This window comes from Variovorax glacialis, from assembly GCF_051216375.1.
In the GTDB taxonomy this organism is placed as follows: Bacteria; Pseudomonadota; Gammaproteobacteria; order Burkholderiales; family Burkholderiaceae_C; genus Variovorax.
The window spans coordinates 328,864-352,978 of sequence record NZ_JBPJZT010000004.1; the positions used below are offsets into that span (position 1 = coordinate 328,864).

Sequence of the window (24,115 nt, forward strand, 5' to 3'; positions counted from 1 at the left end):
CCAGGAACCCGGCGCGATCGGCGCAGGCCTCAGCGGCGCGCCTCGATCAGCTTCCACCCGTTGCCGGACGGATCGCGGAAGCCGGCGTCCACGGTGCCGTAGCGGTCCGTGGGCTCCTGCGTGAACTCGACGCCGTGGGCGCGCATCCGCTCGCAGGCGGCGCGGCAGTCGTCCACCACCAGCACCAGCGGCGGCATCGCGCCCTTGGCCACGAGCGCACGCAGCGCCTGCGCCGTCTCCGCATCGAGCATGGGCGGCCCCGGCGTGAACAGGCCGAGCTGGAACGACGGCTGGTCCGGGTGCTGGACCGTCAGCCAGCGGTAGTCGCCGTTCCGAACGTCCGTGTGAACGCGGAACCCGAGTTTCTCGACGTAGAACGTGAGCGCTTCCTGCTGGTCCCGCACGTACAGGCCAGCCACTTCGACACCTTGAGTCATGGAATCTCCTTTGCTTGGGCGTCGTTTGTAACGTCCGTGAGACGGCGGCGCTTCTCCAAAACTGCGGTCTTGAGGTCGGGCCGGTGCGCGGCGCTGAGAAAGCACGCCGGCACGCGGTCGAGCTGCTGCGCGGCAGCCCGCGCGCGCTCGCGGACCGCGCCCGGGTTCTCGCCGGTGATGTCGCGGAAAGTCCGCCCGAAGGTGCCCAGGCTCGCCCAGCCGGTGACGAAGGCGATGTCGGTCACGGACAGGTCGGTGTCGCGCAGCAGCGCCGTCGCCCGCTCGATGCGGCGCGTGAGCAGGTAGCGGTGCGGCGGCGTGCCGAAGGCCTGCTTGAAGGATCGGGCGAAGTGGGCTTCGGAGACGCCGCTTACCTCCGCCAGCCGGCGGACGGGCCAGTCCTCGTGCGAGGCGGCGTCCATGCGGTCCTTCGCGCGCAGCAGGCGGCGCAACAACCTGGGTTCCTGGCTTGCTGGGACGTCACTCATCCCGGACGACTCGCCTCTGGCCGCTACGGCTTCTCCGATGCATCGAAATCAAGCTCCACTTTGGCCCCATTGGGGTCCAGGCAAAACAACTGCCAGGTTCCGGCCCCGGCCTGCTGCCGCAAATCGTACTTCACGCCACTTTCGTCGAAGCGCTTCTTCACGGCACTCAGGCCTTGCGCCGTGAAAGCCATGTGGTCGATGACCCCCGTGCGCTGCTCAGGCACCGGCCGTCCGAAGTACAGGTGCAGCACCGCCTGCGGCCCGCTGCCGTAGAGCCACGCGCCAGGGAAGCCCAGGTCCGGCCGGTGTCCGACCTTCAGGCCGAGCAGGCCGGTGTAGAAGTCCAGCGTCTTCTTCTCGTCTTCCGCGGTCACGGTGAAATGGTTCATGCCGACGATCATGGGGAGTCTCCTGTTCGGGGTTCGAGCTGCGCTAGGGCAACAGCACCAGTGCGCCGGTGCTGGCGCGCGATTCGAGCCGAGTGTGCGCCTGCGCGGCGGATTCGAGGGAAAAGCGTTCGATCGGCGGCAGCCTGATAGCACCGTCGGCCAGTGCGTTCCACACGCGCTGCGCCCGCTCGGCGAGCGACGCCTGTGTCGACACGTAATCGAACACGACGGGGCGCGAGAAGCTCAGCGACTTGGCCACCAGCGCATCGGGCGCAAGCGGCGTCAGCGGGCCGCTCGCCTGGCCGAGGCTGATCCAGTGGCCGCGGCGGGCGAGGGCGGCGAGGTTCTCCTCGCGGGCCGCATCGCCCAGGCCGTCGATCACCACGTCGGCGCCGCCGCAGGCGCGCTGCACGGCGTCGGCGAAGCGGTAGTCGCGCGTCACGATCACATGCTCGCAGCCGTACTCGCGCGCGATGCGGGCCTTCGCCTCGCTCGACACCGTGCCGATCACCACGGCACCGAGCCGGCGCGCCCAGGCACAGACCAGCAGGCCGACGCCGCCGGCCGCGGCGTGAACCAGCAGGCGCGTACCCCGCTGGATGCGCCCCAGGTCGTGCAGCAGGTAGTCGGCGGTGATGCCCTTGAGCAGCAGCGCGGCGGCCACGTCGTCCTCGATCGCGGCAGGCAGCCGGACCACCCATTCGGCCGGCACGCTGCGCACGCTGCAGTAGGCGCCGGGCGCCGGTCCCAGGTAGGCCACCCGGTCGCCGGGCAGGAAGCCCGACACCTGCGCACCGACATCGACCACGGCGCCGGCCGCCTCCATGCCGGGCACCCCCGGCGACGCGGCGGACACCGGCAGCATCTGCGGCACCCAGCCGCGGCGCAGGTACACGTCGATGAAGTTGACGCCGATCGCGCGCTGCCGGATTCGGATCTCGCCCTCGCGCGGTGCCGCGGCCTCGCCGTCTCGCGGCCGGAGTTCCTCCGGGCCGCCGTAGTGCTCGACGCCGATGCGCCGCGTGGGCAACGGCATGGCCGTCGGCATCGCTGCGGCACCCGGCGCCCGCTGGTCGCTGCCCAGCCGAAGATGCCGCCGCAGGTTCTCGAAGCCGGCCTCGTAGACGCCCTGCGCCACCGTGTCGCGCAGCTCGCGCTCCATGCCGGGCGGCGTCGCGAAGGTCGATTCCCAGTGCCAGAAGGTGCGGTTGCCGTCGGTCACCGGCTTCAGCGTCACGGTAGCCACATAGCGCTGCAGCGGCAAGGTCGCCTCGACGATGCAGTAGGTGCTCTTGTGTTCGCTGTCCGACAGCGTCAGCAGCTGCTCGCGGATGCGGTTGCCGTCGCGGAGCGTGAAGCTGCGCACGCAGCCGACCTGGTCGCTGCGCTCGTTGCCTTCGATGCGGCTGCGCTCCACCACGTCGTGCCACTGGTCGTGGCTGTTGAAATCACGCAGCACCGCCCACACACGCTCGATCGGCGCATCGATGACGGTCGAGCGGACGACGCGTTGCAGGCCCGGCATCAGCGTCCGCCGAAGTGCAGCTTCAGCGCATTGAAGCCGCCCTGGAACACGCCGTGGCTGATGGACTGCGTGAGTTCTCCTTCGCGGCCGGCATCGCAGTCGAACTCCGCGCTCCATTCGGCGAAGCAGCGCGTGCCATCGGTCACCGGCGTGAGCTTGAGCGTCGCGACGTAGTTGGTCACGCCCATCGGGCTTTCGAGGATCTCGTAGGTGCAGCTGTATTCGTAGTCCGAGAGCGCCAGCAGCTTCTCGCGGATCATGCCGCCGTCACGGGTGTGGAAGTGCCGGATGCACCCGACCCGGTCGGACGGCTGCCCGTTCTCGATGCGACTGTCCGCGATCATCGGGTGCCATTGCGGCATGCCGTTGAAGTCGCGCACGCGCGACCACACGTTGTCCGCACTGGCGTCGATGACGCTGGAGACATAGACGCTGACCATGCGCTATTCCTTCGACGTGTCGCTCGACGAAGGCAGTGCGGCATGGGCGCCGCTGGCATCGCCCACCAGCCGCTGGATGTCGCCACCCTGGATGCCGATCTCGCGCAAGAGCTGGTCCACCAGCGGTGCCTGCGCGCGGAAGCGCAGCGCGGAGTTGACCAGCCCGTCGGCGAAGTTGCCATCCCCGTTGCGGGTGCCGTCGCCCGACGATCCGCCGAGCCCCTCCACGTGCAGGATCTTGATGCCCTCGATGTTCTCCAGTGGTCGCACCGACTCGCGGATGATCGCCTCGGCCTTCTCGACGAGCTTCATGCGCAGCGCGGACATTCGCGCCTCGGGCGAGAGCATGTTGTGCGATTCGTTCATCAAGCGCGCCGCGTCGGCCTCGATCTCCGCGCGCAGCTTCATCGCCATCGAGCGGATTTTGTCGGCGTCCGCATCGGCCTCGGCCTGCGCACGCACGGCCGCGCCGCGGGCCGTGCTCGCATCGCTCTCGGCCTGCGCCGCGGAAGTGAGGCGCAGCGCGTCGCGCTCGGCGATCTGGGCGGCGGCGATCAGCTCGATGGCCTTCTTGCGCTCGGCCATCTCGACTTCGCGTGCGGTGAAGACCTTCTCTTCCGCGGACACCGCCGTGGCGCGTGCCAGTTCGGCCTCGGCCTGCGCTTCGCTCTGCGCCTTGCTTTCGCGGGCAATCGATATCGCGCGCTGCTGCTCCGCGAGTTCGAGGGAGAGGCGACGTTCGATCTCGGCACTCTGGATGGCGCGCTCCTTGGTGATGCGGCCTTCCTCGATGGTCTGCTCCGAACGGATGCGGGCCGTGTCGATGCTCTCCTTGGCTGCGATCAGCGCGCCTTCGGCCTGCTGCTCGCGCTGTGCGCGTTCGGTCGACACCTCGGCGCGCTGGCGGGCGCGTGCCATCTCCAGCTCGCGCTGCTGTGCGAGGCGCGCGTGCTCACTCTCGCGGTCGATGTCGAGCGAGAGCTTCTCGGCTTCCAGATTCTTGTTGCGGATGGCGATCAGCGTGTCCTGCTCGACGTCGTTGCGCTGCTTCTTGCGGTGCTCGATCTGCTCGGTGAGGCGGGTCAGGCCCTCGGCGTCGAAGGCGTTGCTTGGATTGAAGAACTCCATGCCGGTCTGGTCGAGCTGGGTGAGCGAGGCGGCTTCGAGTTCGAGGCCGTTCTTGGTCAGGTCCTCGGCCACGGCGTCGCGCACCCGGCGCACATAGGCGCCGCGCTTCTCGTGCAGTTCTTCCATCGTCATTTCGGCTGCTGCTGTGCGCAGGGCGTCGACGAACTTGCCTTCGACCAGCTCCTTGAGCTGCTCCGGTTCCATGGTGCGCAGGCCGAGGGTCTGGGCCGCTGCGGCGACGGCATCCTCGTTGGTGGCGACGCGCACGTAGAACTCGGCGATCACGTCGACGCGCATGCGGTCCTTGGTGATGAGCGCCTTGTCGCGGCCGCGGCTCACTTCGAGGCGCAGCGTGTTCATGTTGACGGGGATCACGTCGTGCACGATGGGCAGCACGAAGGCGCCGCCGCCCAGCACCACCTTCTGCCCGCCGAGCCCGGTGCGCACGAAGGCGCGTTCCTTCGAGCTGCGCAGGTAGAGCCAGTGCAGCAGCCACACCGCGATCGCCACGACGATCGCGACGACGATCAGCCCGAGGATGAAACTTCCGAATTGAGCGCCTGGCATGGGTGTCGTCTCCTGTTGGTCTATCGCGTGATTTGGACGAAGCGTCGCGTGGTGTCGGTGAGCGCCTTCTCTGTCGGCAGGCGCTCCATCGAACTGGCGCCGTAAAAGCCGGCGCACGAAGGGCAATGCGCCAGGACGTACTGGGCGTCTTCCGGTGTCGCGATCGGCCCGCCGTGGCAGAGCACGATGGCATCGGGCTTGACCGCGTGCGCGGCGGCGGCCCACTTGTTGATGCGCGGCACGCAGTCGGCCAGCGTGACGGCGGTTTCCGCGCCGATGGTGCCGCCCGTCGTCAGGCCGAGGTGGCAGACGACGATGTCCGCACCGGCGCCGGCCATCGCGCGCGCGTCGGCTTCGCAGAAGACGTAGGGCGTGGTCAGCAGGTCGAGCTCACGGGCGCGGGCCATCAACTCGACCTCCAGCGCGTAGCCCATGCCGGTTTCCTCCAGGTTCGCGCGGAACACGCCGTCGATCAGGCCGACCGTCGGGAAGTTCTGCACGCCGGAGAAGCCGAGCGAGATGAGCCGGTTCAGGAATTCGTCGGGAATCATGAACGGGTCGGTGCCGTTCACGCCGGCCAGCACCGGCGTGTTGCGCACCACCGGCAGCACCTCGTGCGCCATCTCGCAGACGATCTCGTTGGCATTGCCGTAGGCCATCAGGCCTGCGAGGGAGCCGCGCCCGGCCATCCGGTAGCGGCCCGAGTTGTAGATGACGATGAGGTCGATGCCGCCGGCTTCCTCGCACTTGGCGGACAGGCCGGTGCCGGCGCCGCCACCGATGAGCGGCCGGCCAGCCGCGATCTTGGCGCGGAAGCGTTCGAGCAATGTCGATCGGGCGATGCGGGGCATGGGGGTCTGTCTCCTCGCTTGTTGTTCTTCAGGCGCGCCGCGCGCCGGGTGTCGTGCGCGCCACTTCATGCCATGCGCCGAACAGTGCGTCGGCAAAGGCTTCGTCGTTGATGTGCAGCGGCAGGCGCTGCAGCCTGCGATCCGGCCCCGCGCGGAAGCCGCCTTCGATGGCCGCGAAGAGCGCCCGGTCGGCGTCCGGGTCGTGGAAGGGCTGGCCGGGGCGGTCGATGGCGGACACGCCGCCTTCGGGGATGAGGAAGCGCACCGGCCCGCGCATCGCATTGAGCTTGGCGGCGATGAATTCGCCGATGGCGCGGCATTCGTCGGCCGTGGTGCGCATGAGCGTCACCGTCGGGTTGTGGCGGTAGAGCCTGCGCCCCTTGAAGCGCTCGGGCACCGTGTCCCAGGCGCCGAAGTTCACCATGTCGAGCGCGCCGCAGGAACCGACGTAAGGGACGGCATGTCGCGCGAAGACGTCCAGCCGCGTTGGCCCGGCGGAGAGGGTGCCGCCGGCGATCTCGTCCGCGATCTCCGTGGTCGAGACGTCGATCACGCCCGCCACCAGGCCGGAATCGACCAGCTTCTCCATCGACTGGCCGCCGACGCCGGTCGCGTGGAACACCAGGCAGTCGTACGCGTCTTCGAGGCGCTTGGTGACGGCCTGCACGCAGGGCGTCGTCACGCCGAACATCGTGAGACCGATCGCCGGCTTGGTGACGGTCGAGATGACGGGCGGGTGCGCAATCATCCCGGCCAGCGCGTTGGCGGCATTCGCCAGCACGAGTTCGCTGATGCGGTGGATGCCTTGCACGTCGGTGACCGAATACATCATGCAGATGTCGCTCGGCCCCACGTAGGGGCGCGTGTCGCCGCTGGCCATGGTCGACACCATCAGCTTGGGCACGCCGATGGGCAGCGCCCGCATGCCCTGCGTCGCCATCGAGGTGCCGCCGGAACCGCCCGCCGAGATGATGCCGCCGAGGTCGCGCCGCGTGACGAGGAAGGCCTCGAACGCGGTCGCCATCGCGGCGGTCGCGCTGCCGCGGTCGTCGCTGAAGACGGCCGATTCCCCTTGCGGGTGATGACGGGCCACTTCGCGCGGGTGCACGCTGGCGGGCGAGGGCTTGCCAGAGGTCGCGAGATCGACGGTGACCACGCGCATGCCCAGCTTTTCGAGGCATTGGCGCAGGAAGAAAAGCTCGCGGCCCTTGGTGTCGAAGGTGCCCGCGACGTAGGCGGAGCGTGCGCTGCTGGCGGCCACGGGGAATTCGAAGACCCGGGGTGCCGTGGAAGCCGGTGCGGCCGTTGTCGATGCCGGGCTGGTCGGTGCGGGCGCCGGCGCGACGCGTGCGATGTCTGCCACCGGCGCGGCAGTGCCGCCCGCGTTCCATCGCGTGAAGCCGCGCACCGTGGCGGGCGGCAGGTCGTCGAGCGACGGCGCGCCATCGCCATGGGCGCGACGGACGGTGAAGACCTGCGTGGAGGCCGGCGCGTCGGCCGCGGGCAATGCGCCCAGGCTCTCGACCTCATCCTCGGGGCCGCCGGAGCGCACACCGAGCAGGCGCTCCTGCAGCTCGCGGTCGGCCGCCAGCTGTGACGCCGGCATCTCCTGCGCGATGCGTCCGTTGACCATCAGGCCGATCCGGTCGGCCACCGACACCGCGACGCCGAGGTTCTGCTCGATCAGCAGCACGGCGATGCTGCCTTCCGCCGCCAGGTCGCGCAGGGCCTGCGCCACCTGGTCGACGATCACCGGCGCCAGCCCTTCGGTCGGCTCGTCCATCACCAGCAGCTTGGGGTTGAGCAGCAGCGCGCGCCCGATCGCCAGCATCTGCTGCTCGCCGCCCGACAACTGCGCGCCGCCATGGCCGCGCCGCTCCGCCAGCCGCGGGAACATCGCATAGACGCGATCGACTTCCCGCCTGCGACCAGCCACGAGCCGCAAGGTCTCGTCGACCGACAGCGAAGCCCACACCCGACGCCCCTGGGGCACGTAGGCGATGCCGCGCTTCGTGATCTCGTTCGGCGACAGGCCGAGGATCTCCTCGCCCGAGAGCCGGATGCTCCCCCGCGCCGGCACGAGGCCGGTGATGGCGTTGCACAGCGTGGTCTTGCCCATGCCGTTGCGTCCGACGATGCCGAGCACGCCGCGTTCCAGCGCGAGGCTCACGCCCTGCAGCGCATGCGCGCGGCCATAGAACACGTCGAGCGCCTCGATGACGAGCACCGGCGCGCCGCTGGCCGTGGCCTTGCGATCGGAGCCGAACCATGCCATCAGTGTTTGCTCCCCATGTAGATCGCCTGCACCTGCGCGTCGTTCTCGATCTCGTCCGGCGTGCCGGTGCGCAGCGTGCGCCCGTTGTGCATGACGGTGACGCGGTCGACCACGCGCAGCGCGATGTCGAGGTCGTGCTCGATCAGCACGAAGCTCATGTGCGCCGGCAGCGAGCCCAGCAGCGCGACCAGTTCGCGCCGCTCGACGGGCGACAAGCCGGCGGCCGGCTCGTCGAACAGGATCAGGCGCGGCGCACCGGCGAGCGCCATGCCGATCTCCAGCTGCCGCTGCTGCCCATGCGCGAGATTGGCGACACGCTCGTCGGCGATGTGGCTCAGCCGCGTGCGCTCCAGCAGGTCGTTGGTGGCACGCGTGGAGGCATTGCCCGCGCGCGCCCTCAGGAAACTGAAGCGGCCGCTGGCCACGCCGCGAACCGCGAGAAAGAGGTTGTCCCGCACCGTGAGGTCGCGGAACAGCAGCGAGGACTGGTACGTGCGCCGAAGGCCCTTGCGGATGCGATCGTGCGGCGGCAGGTCGGTAATGTCCTCGCCGAAGAAATGGATGCGACCGGCCGTCGGCGGGAAGTCGCCCGTGATCGCATTGAACAGCGTGGTCTTGCCCGCGCCGTTGGAGCCGAGGATGGCGTACTTCTGTCCGGCCGTGACCGTGATCGATACGTCATCCACCGCGCGCAGCGCACCGAAGGCGCGCGTCACCCCGTCCAGCCGCAGCGCGTCGCCGGAGAGCAACTGCCCGCCGACGCCGCTGGCCATATGCCCGCGCGCAGCAGCAGGCCGGAGCGGGGTGATCGTGGCCACTATGCGCGCCCCATTTGAGAAACACCGCGGAACCGGCTTCGCCGGCCCGCTGGTGTTGCCCCCTCAAGGGGGGAGGCGGCTACACGCAGTGAGCAAGCAACGGGGGTGCTCTTCATTTCCGGCAATCGGGCACGTCGCGCGTGCCGAGGCCCATCTTCTTGAATTCCTCTTCTGGGAGACCGAGCGTCTGCGTGATGTTGGGCACCGACTTGACCACCTTGTTGTAGAAGGAACCATCCGGCGCCTTCGTCACTTCGGTGATGTAGGTGGTGCCGACACCATTGCGATTGCCGTCGATCTTCACCACACCGGCCGGCCCGTTGAAGTTGGTCTTCTGCAGCGCATCGCGATAGGCCTTCTGCCCGTTCGACAGATCGCCCTTGACCGCATCGAGACCGTCGAGCGCCGCCTTGGTGTTGATGTAGTACAGGTAGGCGAAGAGCGAAGGGCTCGGGAAGCCGTCCTTGAAGTTGGCCTTGTAGTCGGCCACGAACTTCTTCCACTCCGGCGTGTCGATCGAATCGGCCATCGGCCCCGCGGACGCGGTGCCCAGCAGCGACTCGCGGCGCTTGCCCTTGAAGTTCAGCACGGTCTGGTCGACGGTGATCGAGCCGCCCACCATCGGCTTGTCGCCGCCGGCCTGTTCATACTGCGTGAGGAAGTTCACCGCGTCCGAGCCGCCGAGCACCACCACCAGCGCATCGACATCCTTCGGGATCTTCGCGATCACCGAGGCGTAGTCCTTGGTGCCCAGCGGCACCCATGCCTTGTCGACCACCTTGCCGCCCTTGGCGCAGTAGCTGGCCATGAAGCCCTGCACCTGCGAATACGGGAAGCCATAGTCTTCGGCGATCAGGAAGGTCTTCTTGTAGCCCTTGGAGAGCGCATGCTCGCCGAGGCCTACCATCCACTGCGCGCCCTCGGTGTTGAAGCGGTAGAAGTTCGGTGCCGGATCGCCCCACGTCGCGGCCTGCGCGCCCGACGATCCGTTGATGAAGGTGATGTTCGGTTGCGTCTTCGCGTAGTTCTTGACGGCGATGCCTTCGTCGCCCGACAGCGGGCCGATCATGATCTGCACCTTGTCCTGCTCGACCGCCTTGCGCGTGGAGTTCACGGCCTTGTCGGGCGTCGCGTCGGACGAGACCTTGACGAACTCGACCTTCTTGCCGCCGGCCATGCCGTTCTTCTCTTTCAGCGCCATGTCCGCGCCACGCATGCCATCCTGTCCGGGCGCCGCAAACGGTCCTTCGAGGGATGCCAGCAGCCCGATCTTGATCGTCTCCTGGGCGTATGCGACGCCGCCCAGGGCGACCAAAGCTGCCGCAGCCACGATGCTGCGCCCGAACGATTTCTTGCCTTTGCTCATGTCTCGCTCCTTCTTGTCATCGATGAATGCGGCCTTGGCCGCGGTGGGTGAAAGCGGAGTCCAGGCGGTTGCGGAGGCCCTGCCACAAGCCGAGCAACCCGTCGGGTGAAAACAGCACGATCGCGAGGAAGACCCCGCCGATCACGAGATTGAAGCGTTCGCGGTCGACCAGGTCGATGGCGAAGTTCTGCAGCAGCACGAAGACGATCGCGCCGACGAAGGCACCGATGGGGTGCTTCATGCCGCCGAGCACGGCGATGATGAGGATGTTGATCATCGCGCCGACACCGACCGTGCCGGGCGAAATCCGGCCGTTGTACCAGACCATCAGGATGCCGCCCACCGCAGCGAGAAAGCCGGCCACAGCGTAGGCGCCGACGCGGTGCGCCGTCACGTTGTAGCCCAGCGCCTGCATGCGGCGCGGGTTGTCGCGGATGCCTTGCAGCGCGATGCCGAAGGGCGCGCGGATCAGGTGCTTGACGAAGAAGTAGCCGGCCAGCGAGCAGGCGAGCACCAGGAAGTAGAAGGGCATCGGCTCGCCGAGGTTCAGGTCGAAGACCGTCGGCGCCGCGATGCGGCTGAAACCCTGGAAGCCGTTGAAGACGGTGTAGTTCTGCTGCGCCAGGTAGAAGAAGGCGACGCCCACCGCCAGCGTGATCATGATGGTGTAGATGCCTTCCGTGCGCACCGACAGCCAGCCGATGCCCGCGGCAACCAGCGTCCCCAGGGAGACCGCGACGATGAGCGCGAGCCACCACGGCCAGCCCAGGCTGATGGCCAGGTTGCTGCTGGTGCCGAAGATCGCCAGCATGTAGGCCGCGAAGCCTGCGACCGTCATCTGCGCCAGCGACACCATGCCGCCGTAGCCGCCGAGGAAGATCAGCGACAGTGCGATGAGGCCGAGCGCCAGCGACTGCGCGCCGATCTGGAAGGTGAAGAAGGGCGTGGCGAAGAAGGGGTAGGCGAAGACGAAGACGAGGACGGCGATGTGGCGCCACTTCACGGCGCGCACGACGGAGCGCCACCAGCTGGAGAGGCGCGCCTCCGTTGCGACGCTGCGCAGAGGGAGCGCCTGCGCAGTCGAATGCACGACCGTCGGCCGGCTCGTATCGCGCGCGCCGCGTGCAGCCTCTGCCGCGGCGGCGGAGGAAGAGTTCATGGCCCGCCGCCACTTCGCCGCGCTCATTCGGAGACCTCCGTGCTTCGCACTGCGGTGCGAGCTCCCTTCGGAGCGGCCGGGCGTGCGCTCACGTGTTTTTCCCCATCAGGCCGCGCGGCTTGAACGCCAGCGCAACCACCATGATCACGAAGGTGAAGACCACGCTGTAGGTCGGCGCGTAGGCGAGACCGAACTGCTCGGCCAGCCCGATCAGCAATGCGCCGATCGCCGCGCCCACCACGCTGCCCATGCCGCCGACGATCACCACGACGAGCGATGCGAGCAGGTAGCGCGTGTCCTCGCCCGGCGAGATCGAAAGCGCCGTACCGCCGACAACGCCTGCCAGCCCGGCCAAGCCGGCACCGATCGCGAAGGTCAGCGCGAAGACGCGCTGCACGTTGACCCCGGACGCGGCCAGCATGCCGCGGTCGTCCACGCCGGCGCGGATCATCATCCCGATGCGCGTGCGCGCGAGCAGCAGCCACAGTCCGACACCGATCACGATGGAGGCGATCAGCACGAAGATGCGATAGGTCGGGAACTTGTTGACCAGCGGCAGCGTGGTCGAACCGTAGATCCACGATGGCGGATCGAAGGTGTAGATCTCCGCACCCCAGGCCCACAGCATCAGGTCGGCGAGCACGATCGACAGGCCGATGGTGACGAGCGTTTGCCGCAGGTCCTGCCCCTGCATGTGGCGGAACACCAGCACCTGCATCAGCAGGCCCAGCACGGCAGCCGACAGGAAGCCGGCGATCACCGCCAGCACCCAGGAGCCGGTGTGCTCGCCCACGTACCACCCGATGTAGGCCCCGAACAGATAGAGCGAGCCATGCGCCAGGTTGACGTTGCGCATCAGCCCGAACACTAGCGTGAACCCGCTCGCGACGAGGAAGTAGAGCGATGCGAGCGTGAGCCCGTTCAGCAGCGTCTTGAAGAACAGCGAGGCGTTGTCGACGATCGCCCAGACGGCGAACACCGCGACCGGAACGGCGAACAGCAGCAGGAGCGCCCAGTTCTTTCGACTCACGCGGCGCGCTCCCAGCTGCGTTGCGACGCGATCTCCGGCGTCTTGGCGAACTCGCCGTCCTTCATCACCGCGAGGATGCGCTTCGGGTCGCGCAGGATCGACAGGTTGGCCAGCGGGTCCCCGTCGACCAGCAGCATGTCGGCGAGGTAGCCGTCCTTGATGACGCCCAGCTCGTCCGGCTTCATCATGATCTGGCCGCCGTAGAACGTGGTCGAGCGGATCGCCTCCATCGGCGTGAAGCCCAGGTACTTGACGAAGAACTCCAGGTCGCGCGCGTTCTGGCAGTGCGGAGTGAAGGCGAAGCCGTAGTCGCCACCCGGCAGCACGCGGATGCCGCGCTTGTGCATCTTCGACAGCGACACGCAGGCGGCTTCCCATTCCGTCTCGTAGCCCATGTCGACGGCCATGGCGTGCGTGACGCCGTAGGGCTCGGCCTCGTAGAGCATGGCGTAGAGGATCGCGATGCCGGGTGCGACAAAGACGCGGTCCTTCGCGGCTTCGAGCATGTCGATCGCCTCGTCATCGACGAAGCTCGCGTGGTAGATCAGGTCGATGCCGTGGCGCAGCGCCTGCTTCACGCTGTCCGACGAGCGCGCATGCGCGATGCCGCGCTTGCCGCGGATGCGCACCTCGCGCATGGCCGCCTCGACCTCCTCGTCCATCATCCATGTCGTCTCGGACGGCGACTGGGGCGTGAAGTTGTCGCCTGACAGGTTGAGCTTGACCGAGTCCACGCCGTACTTGAGGAAGGTGCGGACGGCCTTGCGCATCTCTTCGGGGCCGGAGATGTTCACGCCGAAGCTGAACTCCGGGAAGGGCAGGTGCGGCAGGGTCTCGTCACCCAGTCCGCCCAGCACCGTGATCTCCTGGCTCGCCGCCAGGTAGCGCGGTCCCGGGATCTGCCCGGCGTTGATGGCGTTGCGGATCACCACGTCGAGCCGCGGCTTGGCGCAGGCGGCGCCGACGCAGGAGGTGAAGCCCGCTTCGAGGTAGCGCCGGGCCACCTTGCTGCACCACAGCACGTGCTCTTCGAGCGGCATGGTCTGGATGGCCGCGAGCGTGGCCGCATCGTTCCACGAGAAGTGCGTGTGGGCCTCGCACATGCCGGGCATCAGCGTGGCGCCCGCGCCGTCGATCACCGTCGCGCCGCCGGGGGCGATCGGCGCCGAACTGCGCCCGACCTGCCGGATGCGGTTGCCCCGCACGAGCACGCTGCCGCTGTAGGGGTTCTGCCCCGTGCCGTCGAGGATGCGGACGTTGGTGAAGACGACATCAGCCATGACGTATCTCCTATGCTGCCCAGCGGGTGGTACGTTGTGAACGCACCGGGGGCGCGCGATGAAACTCGCCGTCCTTCATGACGGCCATGATCCGGGACTTGTCCTGCAGCACGGTGATGTCGGCGAGTGGGTCGCCGTCGATCAGCAGGATGTCGGCCAGGTAGCCCTCGCGGATGTAGCCGAGCACCTTTCCCATGCGCATCATCGGGCCGCCCCAGGCGGTGGCCGACAGCAAGGCTTCCATCGTGCTCATGCCGACGTACTTGACGAAGTACTCCAGGTCCTTCGCGTTGGTGCCGTGGGGCGTCCATGCGAAGCCGTAGTCCCCGCCCGGCAGGATGCGGATGCCGCGCCTGCGCATGGCGCGCATGCTCTCGACGGCGGCCTCCAGCTCGCGGTGGTAGCCCATCTTGCGCGTCACCTCGGGGGTCAGTCCCCATTGGCTCGCGTGATGGCAGGTGTTGATGAGCCAGGCCAGGCCGGGCGCGATGAAGTGCTCGGTCTTCTTCGCCTCCAGCATGTCGAGCGCTTCCTCGTCGGTGAAGCTCGCGTGGTAGATCACCTCGATGCCCTGCTTCACGCATTGCTTGATTGACCAGGTGGAGCGCGCATGGGCGGCCACGCGCTTGCCCCATGCCTTGGCCTCCTGCACGCAGACGGTGATCTCCTCCTCGGTGAACTGGCTCATCTCGCTCGGCATGCCCGTGATCGATTCGCCGGAGAGATTGATCTTGAGCGAGTCGACGCCGTACTTGGCGAACATGCGCACGCACCGCCGCATCTCCTCCGCGCCGCTGACGATCGCGCCGAAGGCGAACTCCGGCTGCGGCAGGTGCGGCTGCGTGGTGTCGCCGAGCCCGCCCGGCACGGTGATCTCCTGGCTCGCGGCCAGGTAGCGCGGGCCGATGATGGTGCCGTCGTTGATCGCATTGCGGATGACCACGTCGAGCCGCGGCTTGGCCGTGGCCGCGCCGACGCAGCTCGTCCAGCCCATGTCGAGATAGCGCTTCGCGACCTCGGCGCACCACAGGATGTGCTCCTCCGGCGGCATGCGCTGGATCGCGTCGAGGCTGGGTTGGTCGTTCCAGGAGAAATGGGTGTGCGCCTCGACCATGCCCGGCATCAGGAAGGCGCCCGCGCCGTCGATGACTTGCGCGCCGCTGATGAGTGCGGGCCGCGCGCCGTAGGCCGTCTTGACCACGCGGGCGATGCGGTTGCCCTGCACCAGCACGTCACCGGTGAAGGGCGCTTCGCCGCCACCGTCGAAGATCCGCACGTTCGTGAAGAGCACGTCGGCCATGGTCAGATCCTTGCGTGGGTTGCGAGAAAGTCGCGCAGTTCGCGCTGGCATTCTTCCGGACGCTCGACCGGCGTCCAGTGCCCGCAGCGCGGCAGCACGACCACGCGTTTGCTGGCGGCGCGGTGCAGCCGGTCCGCCATGGCGCGCACGGATTGCGGCGGCGCCACGCCGTCCTCGTCACCCGTCACCAGCAGGAAGGGCGCCTCGATGTTCTCGACCGCCGCGGGTTGCGCGCCGGCCAGTGCTTCGCAACTGCGCGCGTAGCCGTCGCCGTCCTGCCGCATCAGGCTCTCGCGCACGAAGGCCACCGCGACCGGAAGGCGCTCGCGCGTGTCGCGGGAGATCGCGGCCTGGAGCAGGCCCTGGGTGATCTCATGCATGCCGGCCGCGCCTTCGCGGGCCTTGCCGGCCCGGGCCTTCATCGCTGTGCGGGCCGCATCGGGTGGCGCGATGAGCGGCCCGAAGAGCGCGACGCTCGCCACGCGCTTCGGATGCGCCGCCGCGATGTGCTGGCAGACGATGGTGCCCATCGAATGCCCGAGCCAGTGCGCGCGCGGGACGTTGAGCCGGTCGCAGATGTTCAGCATCGTGTCGACGTAGCGTTCGATCGACAACGGGCCTTCCGCGCGCTGCGAGCGCCCGCTGCCCGGCAGGTCGACGCGGATCACGCGATGCCGCGCCAGGGCGGGCATCAGCGGGGTAAAGCTGTTGGAGCTGCCGCCCAGGCCATGCACGCAGACGACGGCAGGGCCTTCGCCTTCCTCTTCCACCGCGATGCGATCGATCAGCTGAAAGCTCATGATGACTGGAACCTGTTCTCGATGACGCCCACGCCGTCGATCTCGATGCGCACCACGTCGCCCGACTTCAGCCATTGCGGCGGCTTCAGTCCCATGCCCACGCCGGAGGGCGTGCCGGTCGCAATCACGTCGCCGGGATGCAGCGTGATGCCGCGCGAGCAGGTCTCGATCAGCGTGGGGATGTCGAAGATCATGTCGCGCGTCTGGCCGTCCTGCCGCAGTGCGCCGTTGACCCATCCGCGCACGCGCGTGGCGCGGCCATCGAGTTCGTCTGCAGTGACGATCCACGGGCCCATCGGGCAGAAGGTGTCGAAGCTCTTGCCCAGGTCCCACTGCTGGTGCCGCATCTGCACGTCGCGGGCGGTCACGTCGTTGACGATCGTGTAGCCGAACACGTGGTCCATGGCGCGCGACGCGGGAATGTCGCGTCCGCCGCGGCCGATGACGACGGCGAGTTCGGATTCGTAGTCGATCTGCACCGATGCGGCCGGCGAGGGCAGGCGCACGGCATCGTGCGGACCGACCACGCATTCGCCCAGCTTGCCGAAGACGATGGGCCAGGGGTCGCTCTCAGGCATGGCCGCGCGGAACACCGAGCCGGCGAGTTCCTCCGCATGCGCCCGGTAGTTGCGTCCGACGCAGAACAGGCTCCGAAGGGGGCGCGGCAGGGGGGCGCGTAGGGTGATGACTTCGACCGGCAGGCGCGTGCCCGAAGGCTGCGGCAGCGGCTCGTCGCGGGCCAGCGCCTGGACGAGGGGGAGAACGCCGAGCAATGCGTCGCGCACGCCCAGGGGCGTGGCTTCACGCCCGTCCGGCGAGATCGTGCCCACGTGGTCGCGACCGCCCCAATTCCAGCTGGCCAAACGCATCGACTTTGTCTCCATGGGGTCCCGCGGTCTTGCTGGTGTGCACCAGTCGCCATGGGATCTCGGAAGTCTCGGAGTTCAGGTTTGAGACTTGCGTCTCAAATCGGGATCGCTGCATCATACGGTCCGGCCACAGCTGTTCACAATAGATTCCGGACCCTTCCGAGCCCCGTACAAACCCCATGGCCCGACTGAAGCACAAGCTGAGCGAACCCCCGACGCCCCCGGAGCGTGGCGTCAGGGCCGCGACCTTCCACTTGCTGCTCGACACCGCCATGACCATCATCCAGGAGAGCGGTCACATCCCGTCGGTGGCGGAGTGCGCCGCGCGGTCGAAGGTCTCGCGGGCCACGGCGTACCGCTACTTTCCCAGCCGCAGCGCGCTGGTGACGGCGGTGATCGACAGCTCGCTCGGCCCGGTGCGGAAGCTCGCTTCGGACAACCCCAACGGCCGCGAGCGCGTGCACGAGCTGTTCCTGCAGACCTTTCCGCGCTTCAAGGAATTCGAGGCGCAACTGCGCGCCGCCGCGCAACTGTCGCTGGAGCAATGGGGCCTGGAGCGTGCCGGGCTGCTGGAGGAAGAACCCTATCGGCGCGGCCATCGCGTGCGCATCCTCGAACACGCCATCGAGCCGCTCGCGCCGCTGATGCGTCCGGCCGTTCGCGACCGGCTGCATCACGCCCTGTCGGTCGTCTACGGCATCGAGCCCTATGTGATCCTCAAGGACATCTGGGGCCTGCGCGATCGCGAAGTCGAGCGCACCGCACTCTGGATGGCCGACGCCCTGATCGATGCGGCGCTGCGCGAATCCGAACAGAAGCCCCATCCGAAGCGCAAGACCCCCTGAGGAGTTCCATGCCCCGTCCCTCGCCAGCCTGGTACGACGCCCAGTACAACGCCCGCGCCCGCATTCCCGAGCATCCGGCCATCCTCCAGCATTGGGCGGATGCGTCGACCCGCGCGCTGTCGCGGCCCGGCTGGGTGCTCGACGTGGCCTACGGGGACGATGCGAGCGAGCGGCTCGACATTCTTCCGGCGGGCCGCGATGCGCCGGTGTTCGTCTACATCCACGGCGGCTACTGGCGCGCGCTCGACAAGCTCGATCACGCCTTTGTCCTGCCGCCTCTCGTGGATGCGGGCGCGATGGTCGTGAACCTCAACTACGCGCTGTGCCCGGCGGTGAGCATCGAGCACATCGTGATGCAGCTCGTGCGGGCGCTGGCGTGGGTCTGGCGGCATGCGGCCGACTTTGGCGGCGACCCCGCGCGCATCGTCCTCGCGGGCCATTCCGCGGGCGGTCACCTGGCCACCATGCTCCTGGCCTGCGACTGGCAGGCCGTGGCATCGGAGCTGCCGCCCGACCTCGTGAAGTCGACCCTGGCCATCTCGGGCCTGTACGAGCTGGAGCCGCTTCGGCATGCGCCGTTCCTCGCAGCTGACATCGGCTTGACTGCTGCGTCTGCCCTGCGCCTCAGTCCCGCGGCCATGCCCGCGCCCTCGCGCGGATCGCTGGTGACCGTGGTGGGCGGCGAGGAGAGCGAGGAGTTTCACCGGCAGGCCGCGCTGATCTCCGAAGCCTGGGGCCCGCGCGTCGTCATCGCGTCCGAAAGCGAAGCGGGGCGCAACCACATGGACGTGGTCCACGAACTCGCCAACCCCGGGTCGACGACGCACCGGCGGGCCCTGCAGCTGCTGGGTCTCTGAGTTCGCTTCCAGCCGCCCTGCCTGCACCAAAGGGCAATTCAAAGCCGACGAGGAAGGGGGTAGGCTGCGCATCGTCTTCAAATGGCGATTGAGCACAGGAGATTGCTGTGTGAGCAGGCGACGGTGGCTTCGGACGGGGCTCGGCGTCATCCTGGGGTGGAATGCCCTGGGCGTGACGCTGGCGCTCGCCCAGCCGGCCGACGAGGTCCAGCCGACGCGTTCGGCCTTGCTGTCCTCGGCCATCGCGTATGTGCTGGCGCAGCCCTCCGAGCATCCCTATGCGGCAGTGCTCGACTTCTCGGTCCCGTCGCGACTGCCACGCTTCCATGTGATCGAACGTTCGACCGGCACGATCGTCCACAGCTTCGCGGTGGCGCACGGCATCGGCTCGGAGCCGGAAGACAACGACGGGATCCCCGAAGTCTTTCTCGACGTCGTCGACAGCTTCGCGAGCAGCCTCGGGCTGTATCGCACGGACGAGGTCTACATGAGTCCGACGGAAAGCAACGGGCTTTCCATGCGGCTGCGCGGGCTGTCCCCGGCCAACAGCAACGCCTACAAGCGCCTGATCGTCATCCACGCGCAGTGGTACGTCGAACCGGAGTTCATCGCGCTCTTCGGCAAGGCGGGCCGGAGCGACGGGTGCATGGTCTTCTCGTCGGCCGACCGCGACACGGTGATCGAGCTGTTGCGTGGCGGCGCGCTCATCTACGCGGTGGCCGGCTCCTGACGCTGGATGTGCCAAAGCGCACATCCAGGTCGCGTGTCCCGCGGCCAGAATGCGGCGACGCACCCGAGGAGAACACCATGCAATGGCCCTCCGCCGCCGACATCGCCCTGCGCGCCCCATTGCCGGCAGGCTACCGCTACGAACTGCTCGACCGGCGGCAGATCCCGTTCCTGATCCCGGCGCTGGAAGCCTGGTATCCGGGCATCGCGGTCGGCAACGCGAGCTGCCACCTGCGGGAAGACTTCTACCTGCAGAAGGTGACCCTGGCGGGTGAGCCCGACCGGGACTTCATCGTGGTCCTGATCAAGCAAGGCGATGAGTTGGCGGGCGTGTTCTCGGGCGAGCGGGATGCCGACAGCGAGGTCCTCTACGGGCGCATCTTCGCGATTTCCCCCAGGCACCGCGGCGCGCGCCTGAGCAGGATCGTCCCACCTCTCGAAGAGGCGCTGGGCCGCGCCATGGGCTTGGGGATGGCTTACGGTCTGGCCACGATGCACTACCCGCACATGCAGGCGACCTTCGAGCGCATGGGGTGGCGGCTGGTCGGCATCACGCCCGGCTTCGACCGGGAACTGGTGGCGCCGGGCGTCGTCAAGCGCGTGTACGAAGCCGTCTATGCCAAGGTGCTGGTCGCGGACGAAGCGCTGCTGCGACCGCACGCCCGCAGCATGACGCCGGCGGTGAGGGCCCTGTTCGGATTTCTCTTTCCGGGCCAGTGCGACACCGCCTGATGCGTCAGATCCAGCGCTGGACGGCTTCCGCCGTATCGCTTGGTTTGGTGTTGAAGCAGAGCCGGGCAGCGGGTGCGTGTCGGTGCACCGCGTTCACAAGCTGCTCGAAAAGCAGGAAATGGACCGGCAGCGTTCGGATGCCGGCGCCGATCACGACGCAGTCGAACGCCTTCTCGGAGAGCCTTCGGGTGACCACGGCTTCCGCCGTGCTGCCGAGGTCGGTCAGGCAGAGTTTGGCGTCGTAGCCGAGCCCGGCGAGCTTCACCTTGTCCGCCTCGAGGCCCGCGTGGACCTTTGCCGCGTTCATGTCCGGCATCGCGCTGAAGTCGACGAGTTCCGGCTGCAGGCCGATCACCAGTACCTGTTTGTTCGCCATGGGTATCTCCAGTCGGAATTCGCGGTTGACGTGACGCCGTCGGGGCGTCCTCAGCGGTAGAACGCCTCGACCTTCCCCTTGAGCTTGATCAGCAGCGGCTTGCCCTTGCGGTCGAGCGTCTTGCCGGCGGGCACCTTGATCCAGCCTTCGCTGATGCAGTATTCCTCGACGTCGGCGCGCTCCTTGTCGTTGAAGCGGATGCCGATGTCGTGATCGAAGATGGCGGCCACGTGGTGCGGGCTTCGTGGATCGACCGACAGGTGGTCGGGCAGGGGTGGCTTGGGGGTGGTTTCGGTCATGGAATTGGGATTCGTCAAGACCTCCATTTTGAAGTACCTACCGGCCGGTAGGAGCAGGTGTCTCAAACGTGACCCGCCCTCAGGTGAAACCTTGAGCCCGCCGAGGCACCGCCACTTCCACAATGGGCGTTTCGCCTCGATGCCGCACCGGCGTCGTTCCCCCCGAGTCAATCCGAGGAACACGTGGAGCTCTTTTTTCAGCAATTCCTGAATGGCCTCACCATCGGCGGCGTCTACAGCCTGGTGGCCCTGGGCCTCACACTGGTCTACGGCATCCTGCACGTGCCCAATTTCGCGCATGGCGCGTTCTACATGACCGGCGCGTTCGCGGGTTACTACCTGATGGCGAAATTGGGCGTGAACTACTGGCTTTCCATGGCCGGGGCCGCAGCGATCGTCGCGGTGATCGCGATGCTCGCGCAGCGGCTGGTATTCCATCCATTGCGCAATGCGCCCGAGCTGCACGACATGATCGCGGCGATCGGCATCCTGCTGTTCCTCGAGGCGAGCGCACAGGCCTTGTTCGGTGCGGACTTCCACCGCATGCCGACGCCCTACGGGCAGGTCGTCGAGATCTTCGGGCTCACCGCACCGCTGCAACGCCTGCTGATCATCGCCGGCGCGTTCGGGCTGATGGTGCTGCTGCACCTGTTCCTCAACCACACCGTGCTCGGCTCGACCATCATCGCGATGGCGCAGAACCGCGACGGCGCCGCGCTCGTGGGCATCGACGCCACGCGGGTGACGCTGTTGGTCTTCGCCATCTCGGGCGCGCTGGCGGCGATCGCCGCCGTGCTCTATGCGCCCATCAACCTCGTCTACCCGGCGATGGGCAACCTGGTCATCACCAAGGCCTTCGTGATCATCATCCTTGGCGGCATGGGCAGCTTTCCGGGGGCGATCGTCGGCGGGCTGATCATCGGCATGGCCGAGAGCTTCGGCGGCTTCTATTTCTCGACGGACTACAAGGACATCATCGCCTTCGTGCTGCTGGTCGTGATCCTGTCCTTCCGGCCGCAGGGCCTCTTCACGGCCAGGGGAGCGCGCTGATGAACTGGCTTCAAGGCAGGACCGGCTGGGCGCTGCTCGCCGCCGTGGCGCTCGCGTTTCCCTTCTTCGCGCACAACAACTACCTGATCTCGGTGGCGACGCAGGCCTTCATCATGGCCATCGCCGCGCTGGGGCTGAACCTGATCACCGGCTACACCGGCCAGTTCAATCTCGCGCATGGCGCCTTCATGGCGGTGGGCGCGTACACGGTTGGCATCCTGACGGTCGATCACCATGTGCCGTTCTGGATCGCGTTCGTGCTGGCCGGCGTTGTGACCGGCGTGCTCGGCTTCTTCATCGGCCTGCTGTCGCTGCGGCTCAAGGGCCACTACTTCTCGATCTTCACGCTGTGCGTGAGCTACATCATGTTCCTGCTGATCGAGAAGTGGGAAAGCCTGACCCACGGGCCGGTGGGGATCATGGGCATCCCCTCGCCGACGGGCATCGGGCCCCTTCAGTTCGGCACCCCGATGTCGCAGTACTACCTGGTGCTGGCCTTCCTGGCGCTGGGCATCTGGGTCATGTCGCGCATCGTGCATTCGCTGCTCGGCCGAAGCTTCATGGCGGTGCGCAACAGCGACGACCTGGCCGAGGCGCTGGGCATCGACCTGATGCGCACCAAGACCCTGTCCTTCGTGCTGTCGGTGGTGTATGCCGGCTTCGCGGGTGCGCTGTATGCCGGGCAGGTCCGCTTTCTCGGGCCGGACCTGGCGAGCGAAGCGGTCACCTTCGACCTGATCATGTTCGTGCTGGTCGGCGGCGTCGGCACCCTGCTCGGGCCGCTGGTCGGCACCTTCCTCGTGACCTGGCTCACGCAGAGCCTGCAGTTCCTGCAGGACTACCGCATGGTCGTGTTCGGCCCCGTGCTGATCCTGCTGATCATCTTCCTGCCCGACGGCATCGTCGGAACGTGGCTCAAGCGGCGTGCGCAGCGCGCGGACGCGAAGGCGGCGCGGCAGTCCGACACGAAAGTCGGCGACGCCGGCACGAGGGAGGCACAGGGCAATGCTTGAGATCAACGACCTGACGAAGCAGTTCTTCGGCCTCACCGCGGTCGACCACGTGTCGACGAGCTTCGAGCGCGGGCAGGTCAGCGCCATCATCGGGCCCAACGGTGCCGGAAAGACCACCTTCTTCAACCTGGTGGCGGGCACGCACAAGCCGACGTCGGGGCGCATCACCTTCAAGGGGCAGGACGTCACCGGCATGCGGCCCGACCACGTAGCCAGGCTGGGCATCGCGCGGACCTTCCAGACCACGCACCTGTTCGACAACGCGACCGTGCTCGACAACCTGATCGTCGGCCACCGTCTGCGCACGAAGTCGGGCCTGTGGGACGTGCTCGCGAACACCAGCCGGCTCAAGGAAGAAGAGCGCCTCTGCCGCGAGAAGGCCCGCGAGGCACTCGACTTCGTCGGCCTCTCGCACATCGCCAACCGCATTGCGGCCGACATCACCCAGGAAGAGCGCAAGCGCGTGGCCTTTGCGCTGGCACTCGCCACCGACCCCGAACTGCTGCTGCTCGACGAGCCGGCCGGCGGCGTGAATCCGGAGGAGACGGTCGGCCTCGCGGCCCTGATCCGCAAGTTGGTGGCCCACGGCAAGACGGTGTGCCTGATCGAGCACAAGATGGACATGATCATGCGACTCGCCGACAAGATCGTCGTGCTGAACAACGGCGCCAAGATCGCCGAGGGCACGCCCGCCGAGATCCGGCGCGATCCGCACGTCATCGAGGCCTACCTTGGAGCCGACCATGCTGCGGTTTGAAGGGGTCGACCTGCACTACGGCAGCTTTCGCGCGCTGAGCGGCGTCAGCCTGCATGCGGCGCCCGGCGAGCTGGTGGTGCTGCTGGGTGCCAACGGCGCCGGCAAGACGTCGATATTCATGGCGGCGAGCGGCATCCAGAAGCCGAGCGCCGGCAGCATCCGTTTCGGCGATCGCGAACTCGTCGGCCAGCGCCCGGCGCAGATCGTCGCATCGGGCCTCGTGCATTGCCCGGAAGGACGCAAGCTGTTCCCGATGATGTCGGTGAAGAAGAATCTCACGCTCGGCGCCTATGTGCACCGGCGCGACAAGGCGGGCATCCAGCGTTCGCTCGACGAGGTGTTCGAACTGTTCCCGATCCTCGAGAAGAAGCAGGACCACCCGGCCGGCTCGCTGTCGGGCGGCCAGCAGCAGATGGTCGCCATCGGGCGCGCCATGCTGGGCCGGCCCAAACTGCTGCTGCTCGACGAGCCCTCGCTTGGTCTCGCACCGCTGATCGTCAAGCAGGTGTTCGAGGTCATCCAGCGCATCAACCAGTCCGGCACGACCGTGCTGCTGGCCGAGCAGAACGCCTATTCGGCACTGGCCATCGCCCATCGCGCCTACGTGATCGAGCGCGGCCACATCACGCTGGAGGGCGACCGCGAATCGCTGCTCCACAACGAGGCCGTGCGCGCCGCCTACATCGGCGCCTGAACCCGAAGCCATTCACCCATCCATCAACCGGAGACTTCCTC

Annotated in this window: 26 protein-coding genes and 1 pseudogene; 8 read left to right on the forward strand and 19 right to left on the reverse strand. The window is 67.7% G+C overall.

All coding sequences use genetic code 11. From position 1 onward, the window contains the following. Nucleotides 1-29 precede the first annotated feature (29 nt). From ACSFBL_RS13275 to ACSFBL_RS13355, 17 genes and pseudogenes are all read right to left on the reverse strand, one after another. Nucleotides 30-437, reverse strand: a complete 408-nt coding sequence (locus tag ACSFBL_RS13275) for a VOC family protein (RefSeq protein WP_435516249.1) — start codon at nt 435-437, stop codon at nt 30-32. Beyond that, on the reverse strand, nt 434-925 hold the full coding sequence (locus ACSFBL_RS13280) for a helix-turn-helix transcriptional regulator (RefSeq protein WP_435516250.1): 492 nt from the start codon (nt 923-925) through the stop codon (nt 434-436). The genes ACSFBL_RS13275 and ACSFBL_RS13280 overlap by 4 nt, the downstream gene beginning before the upstream one ends. Before the next feature lie 23 nt (nt 926-948). Then, nucleotides 949-1,326, reverse strand: coding sequence for a VOC family protein (locus ACSFBL_RS13285; RefSeq protein ID WP_435516251.1), 378 nt, complete (start codon nt 1,324-1,326; stop codon nt 949-951). Nucleotides 1,327-1,357: 31 nt separating this feature from the next. Then, on the reverse strand, nt 1,358-2,839 hold the full coding sequence (locus tag ACSFBL_RS13290) for an SRPBCC family protein (RefSeq protein WP_435516252.1): 1,482 nt from the start codon (nt 2,837-2,839) through the stop codon (nt 1,358-1,360). Beyond that, the gene (locus ACSFBL_RS13295) at nt 2,839-3,279 is read right to left on the reverse strand and encodes an SRPBCC family protein (RefSeq protein ID WP_435516253.1); all 441 of its coding nucleotides are present in this window, start codon (nt 3,277-3,279) and stop codon (nt 2,839-2,841) included. Before ACSFBL_RS13295 ends, ACSFBL_RS13290 begins: the two co-directional genes overlap by 1 nt. A gap of 3 nt (nt 3,280-3,282) precedes the next feature. Continuing rightward, entirely contained in the window at nt 3,283-4,974 is a 1,692-nt protein-coding gene (locus tag ACSFBL_RS13300; RefSeq protein WP_435516254.1) for a flotillin family protein, read from the reverse strand. A gap of 20 nt (nt 4,975-4,994) precedes the next feature. Further along, complete coding sequence (locus ACSFBL_RS13305) at nt 4,995-5,825, reverse strand: phosphoenolpyruvate hydrolase family protein (RefSeq protein ID WP_435516255.1); 831 nt, start codon at nt 5,823-5,825, stop codon at nt 4,995-4,997. 28 nt (nt 5,826-5,853) lie between these two features. Beyond that, nucleotides 5,854-7,086 carry a Tm-1-like ATP-binding domain-containing protein gene (locus ACSFBL_RS13310; protein ID WP_435516500.1) on the reverse strand — a complete coding sequence of 411 codons (1,233 nt, stop codon included), beginning with the start codon at nt 7,084-7,086 and terminating at the stop codon, nt 5,854-5,856. A 519-nt stretch (nt 7,087-7,605) separates the two neighbouring features. After that, nucleotides 7,606-8,100: pseudogene (locus ACSFBL_RS13315) on the reverse strand (ABC transporter ATP-binding protein); the annotation flags it as partial. Further along, nucleotides 8,100-8,918, reverse strand: coding sequence for an ABC transporter ATP-binding protein (locus ACSFBL_RS13320; RefSeq protein ID WP_435516256.1), 819 nt, complete (start codon nt 8,916-8,918; stop codon nt 8,100-8,102). The pseudogene ACSFBL_RS13315 and the gene ACSFBL_RS13320, both read right to left, overlap by 1 nt. 112 nt (nt 8,919-9,030) lie before the next feature. Further along, nucleotides 9,031-10,284, reverse strand: coding sequence for an ABC transporter substrate-binding protein (locus ACSFBL_RS13325; RefSeq protein WP_435516257.1), 1,254 nt, complete (start codon nt 10,282-10,284; stop codon nt 9,031-9,033). A gap of 16 nt (nt 10,285-10,300) precedes the next feature. Continuing rightward, a complete protein-coding gene (locus ACSFBL_RS13330) occupies nt 10,301-11,443 on the reverse strand; it encodes a branched-chain amino acid ABC transporter permease (RefSeq protein WP_435516258.1) in 1,143 nt (380 codons plus the stop codon). 88 nt (nt 11,444-11,531) lie between these two features. After that, nucleotides 11,532-12,473: a branched-chain amino acid ABC transporter permease gene (locus ACSFBL_RS13335; protein WP_435516259.1), complete on the reverse strand. Its 942-nt coding sequence runs from the start codon at nt 12,471-12,473 to the stop codon at nt 11,532-11,534. Then, nucleotides 12,470-13,753 (reverse strand): metal-dependent hydrolase family protein, encoded by a 1,284-nt coding sequence (locus tag ACSFBL_RS13340; protein ID WP_435516260.1) that lies wholly within the window; start codon nt 13,751-13,753, stop codon nt 12,470-12,472. The genes ACSFBL_RS13335 and ACSFBL_RS13340 overlap by 4 nt, the downstream gene beginning before the upstream one ends. Nucleotides 13,754-13,763: 10 nt before the next feature. Beyond that, nucleotides 13,764-15,053, reverse strand: a complete 1,290-nt coding sequence (locus ACSFBL_RS13345; protein WP_435516261.1) for a metal-dependent hydrolase family protein — start codon at nt 15,051-15,053, stop codon at nt 13,764-13,766. Between the two features lie 2 nt (nt 15,054-15,055). Further along, complete coding sequence (locus ACSFBL_RS13350) at nt 15,056-15,853, reverse strand: alpha/beta fold hydrolase (protein ID WP_435516262.1); 798 nt, start codon at nt 15,851-15,853, stop codon at nt 15,056-15,058. Further along, on the reverse strand, nt 15,850-16,722 hold the full coding sequence (locus ACSFBL_RS13355; RefSeq protein WP_435516263.1) for a fumarylacetoacetate hydrolase family protein: 873 nt from the start codon (nt 16,720-16,722) through the stop codon (nt 15,850-15,852). The genes ACSFBL_RS13350 and ACSFBL_RS13355 overlap by 4 nt, the downstream gene beginning before the upstream one ends. A gap of 179 nt (nt 16,723-16,901) precedes the next feature. On the opposite strand from ACSFBL_RS13355, the gene ACSFBL_RS13360 reads away from it, so the two are divergent. The 4 genes from ACSFBL_RS13360 to ACSFBL_RS13375 all read left to right on the forward strand — a co-directional run bounded on the left by ACSFBL_RS13360 (nt 16,902) and on the right by ACSFBL_RS13375 (nt 19,885). Next, nucleotides 16,902-17,567, forward strand: coding sequence for a TetR/AcrR family transcriptional regulator (locus ACSFBL_RS13360; protein WP_435516264.1), 666 nt, complete (start codon nt 16,902-16,904; stop codon nt 17,565-17,567). Between the two features lie 8 nt (nt 17,568-17,575). Further along, nucleotides 17,576-18,424 (forward strand): alpha/beta hydrolase, encoded by an 849-nt coding sequence (locus ACSFBL_RS13365; RefSeq protein ID WP_435516265.1) that lies wholly within the window; start codon nt 17,576-17,578, stop codon nt 18,422-18,424. Between the two features lie 109 nt (nt 18,425-18,533). Further along, on the forward strand, nt 18,534-19,154 hold the full coding sequence (locus ACSFBL_RS13370) for a murein L,D-transpeptidase catalytic domain-containing protein (RefSeq protein WP_435516266.1): 621 nt from the start codon (nt 18,534-18,536) through the stop codon (nt 19,152-19,154). 77 nt (nt 19,155-19,231) lie between these two features. Further along, on the forward strand, nt 19,232-19,885 hold the full coding sequence (locus ACSFBL_RS13375) for a hypothetical protein (RefSeq protein WP_435516267.1): 654 nt from the start codon (nt 19,232-19,234) through the stop codon (nt 19,883-19,885). Nucleotides 19,886-19,889: 4 nt separating this feature from the next. Here the strand turns inward: ACSFBL_RS13375 and ACSFBL_RS13380 are convergent, their stop codons facing one another. Next, on the reverse strand, nt 19,890-20,261 hold the full coding sequence (locus ACSFBL_RS13380) for a hypothetical protein (protein ID WP_435516268.1): 372 nt from the start codon (nt 20,259-20,261) through the stop codon (nt 19,890-19,892). 50 nt (nt 20,262-20,311) lie between these two features. After that, nucleotides 20,312-20,560, reverse strand: a complete 249-nt coding sequence (locus ACSFBL_RS13385) for a DUF3297 family protein (protein WP_435516269.1) — start codon at nt 20,558-20,560, stop codon at nt 20,312-20,314. 183 nt (nt 20,561-20,743) lie between these two features. Between ACSFBL_RS13385 and ACSFBL_RS13390 the strand changes: the two genes are divergently transcribed. The 4 genes from ACSFBL_RS13390 to ACSFBL_RS13405 are packed head-to-tail and all read left to right on the forward strand — an operon-like array spanning nt 20,744 to nt 24,074. Continuing rightward, the gene (locus ACSFBL_RS13390; protein WP_435516270.1) at nt 20,744-21,610 is read left to right on the forward strand and encodes a branched-chain amino acid ABC transporter permease; all 867 of its coding nucleotides are present in this window, start codon (nt 20,744-20,746) and stop codon (nt 21,608-21,610) included. Continuing rightward, nucleotides 21,610-22,623: a branched-chain amino acid ABC transporter permease gene (locus ACSFBL_RS13395; protein ID WP_435516271.1), complete on the forward strand. Its 1,014-nt coding sequence runs from the start codon at nt 21,610-21,612 to the stop codon at nt 22,621-22,623. Before ACSFBL_RS13390 ends, ACSFBL_RS13395 begins: the two co-directional genes overlap by 1 nt. Then, on the forward strand, nt 22,616-23,380 hold the full coding sequence (locus ACSFBL_RS13400) for an ABC transporter ATP-binding protein (RefSeq protein WP_435516272.1): 765 nt from the start codon (nt 22,616-22,618) through the stop codon (nt 23,378-23,380). The genes ACSFBL_RS13395 and ACSFBL_RS13400 overlap by 8 nt, the downstream gene beginning before the upstream one ends. Further along, the gene (locus ACSFBL_RS13405; protein WP_435516273.1) at nt 23,367-24,074 is read left to right on the forward strand and encodes an ABC transporter ATP-binding protein; all 708 of its coding nucleotides are present in this window, start codon (nt 23,367-23,369) and stop codon (nt 24,072-24,074) included. Before ACSFBL_RS13400 ends, ACSFBL_RS13405 begins: the two co-directional genes overlap by 14 nt. Nucleotides 24,075-24,115 lie beyond the last annotated feature (41 nt).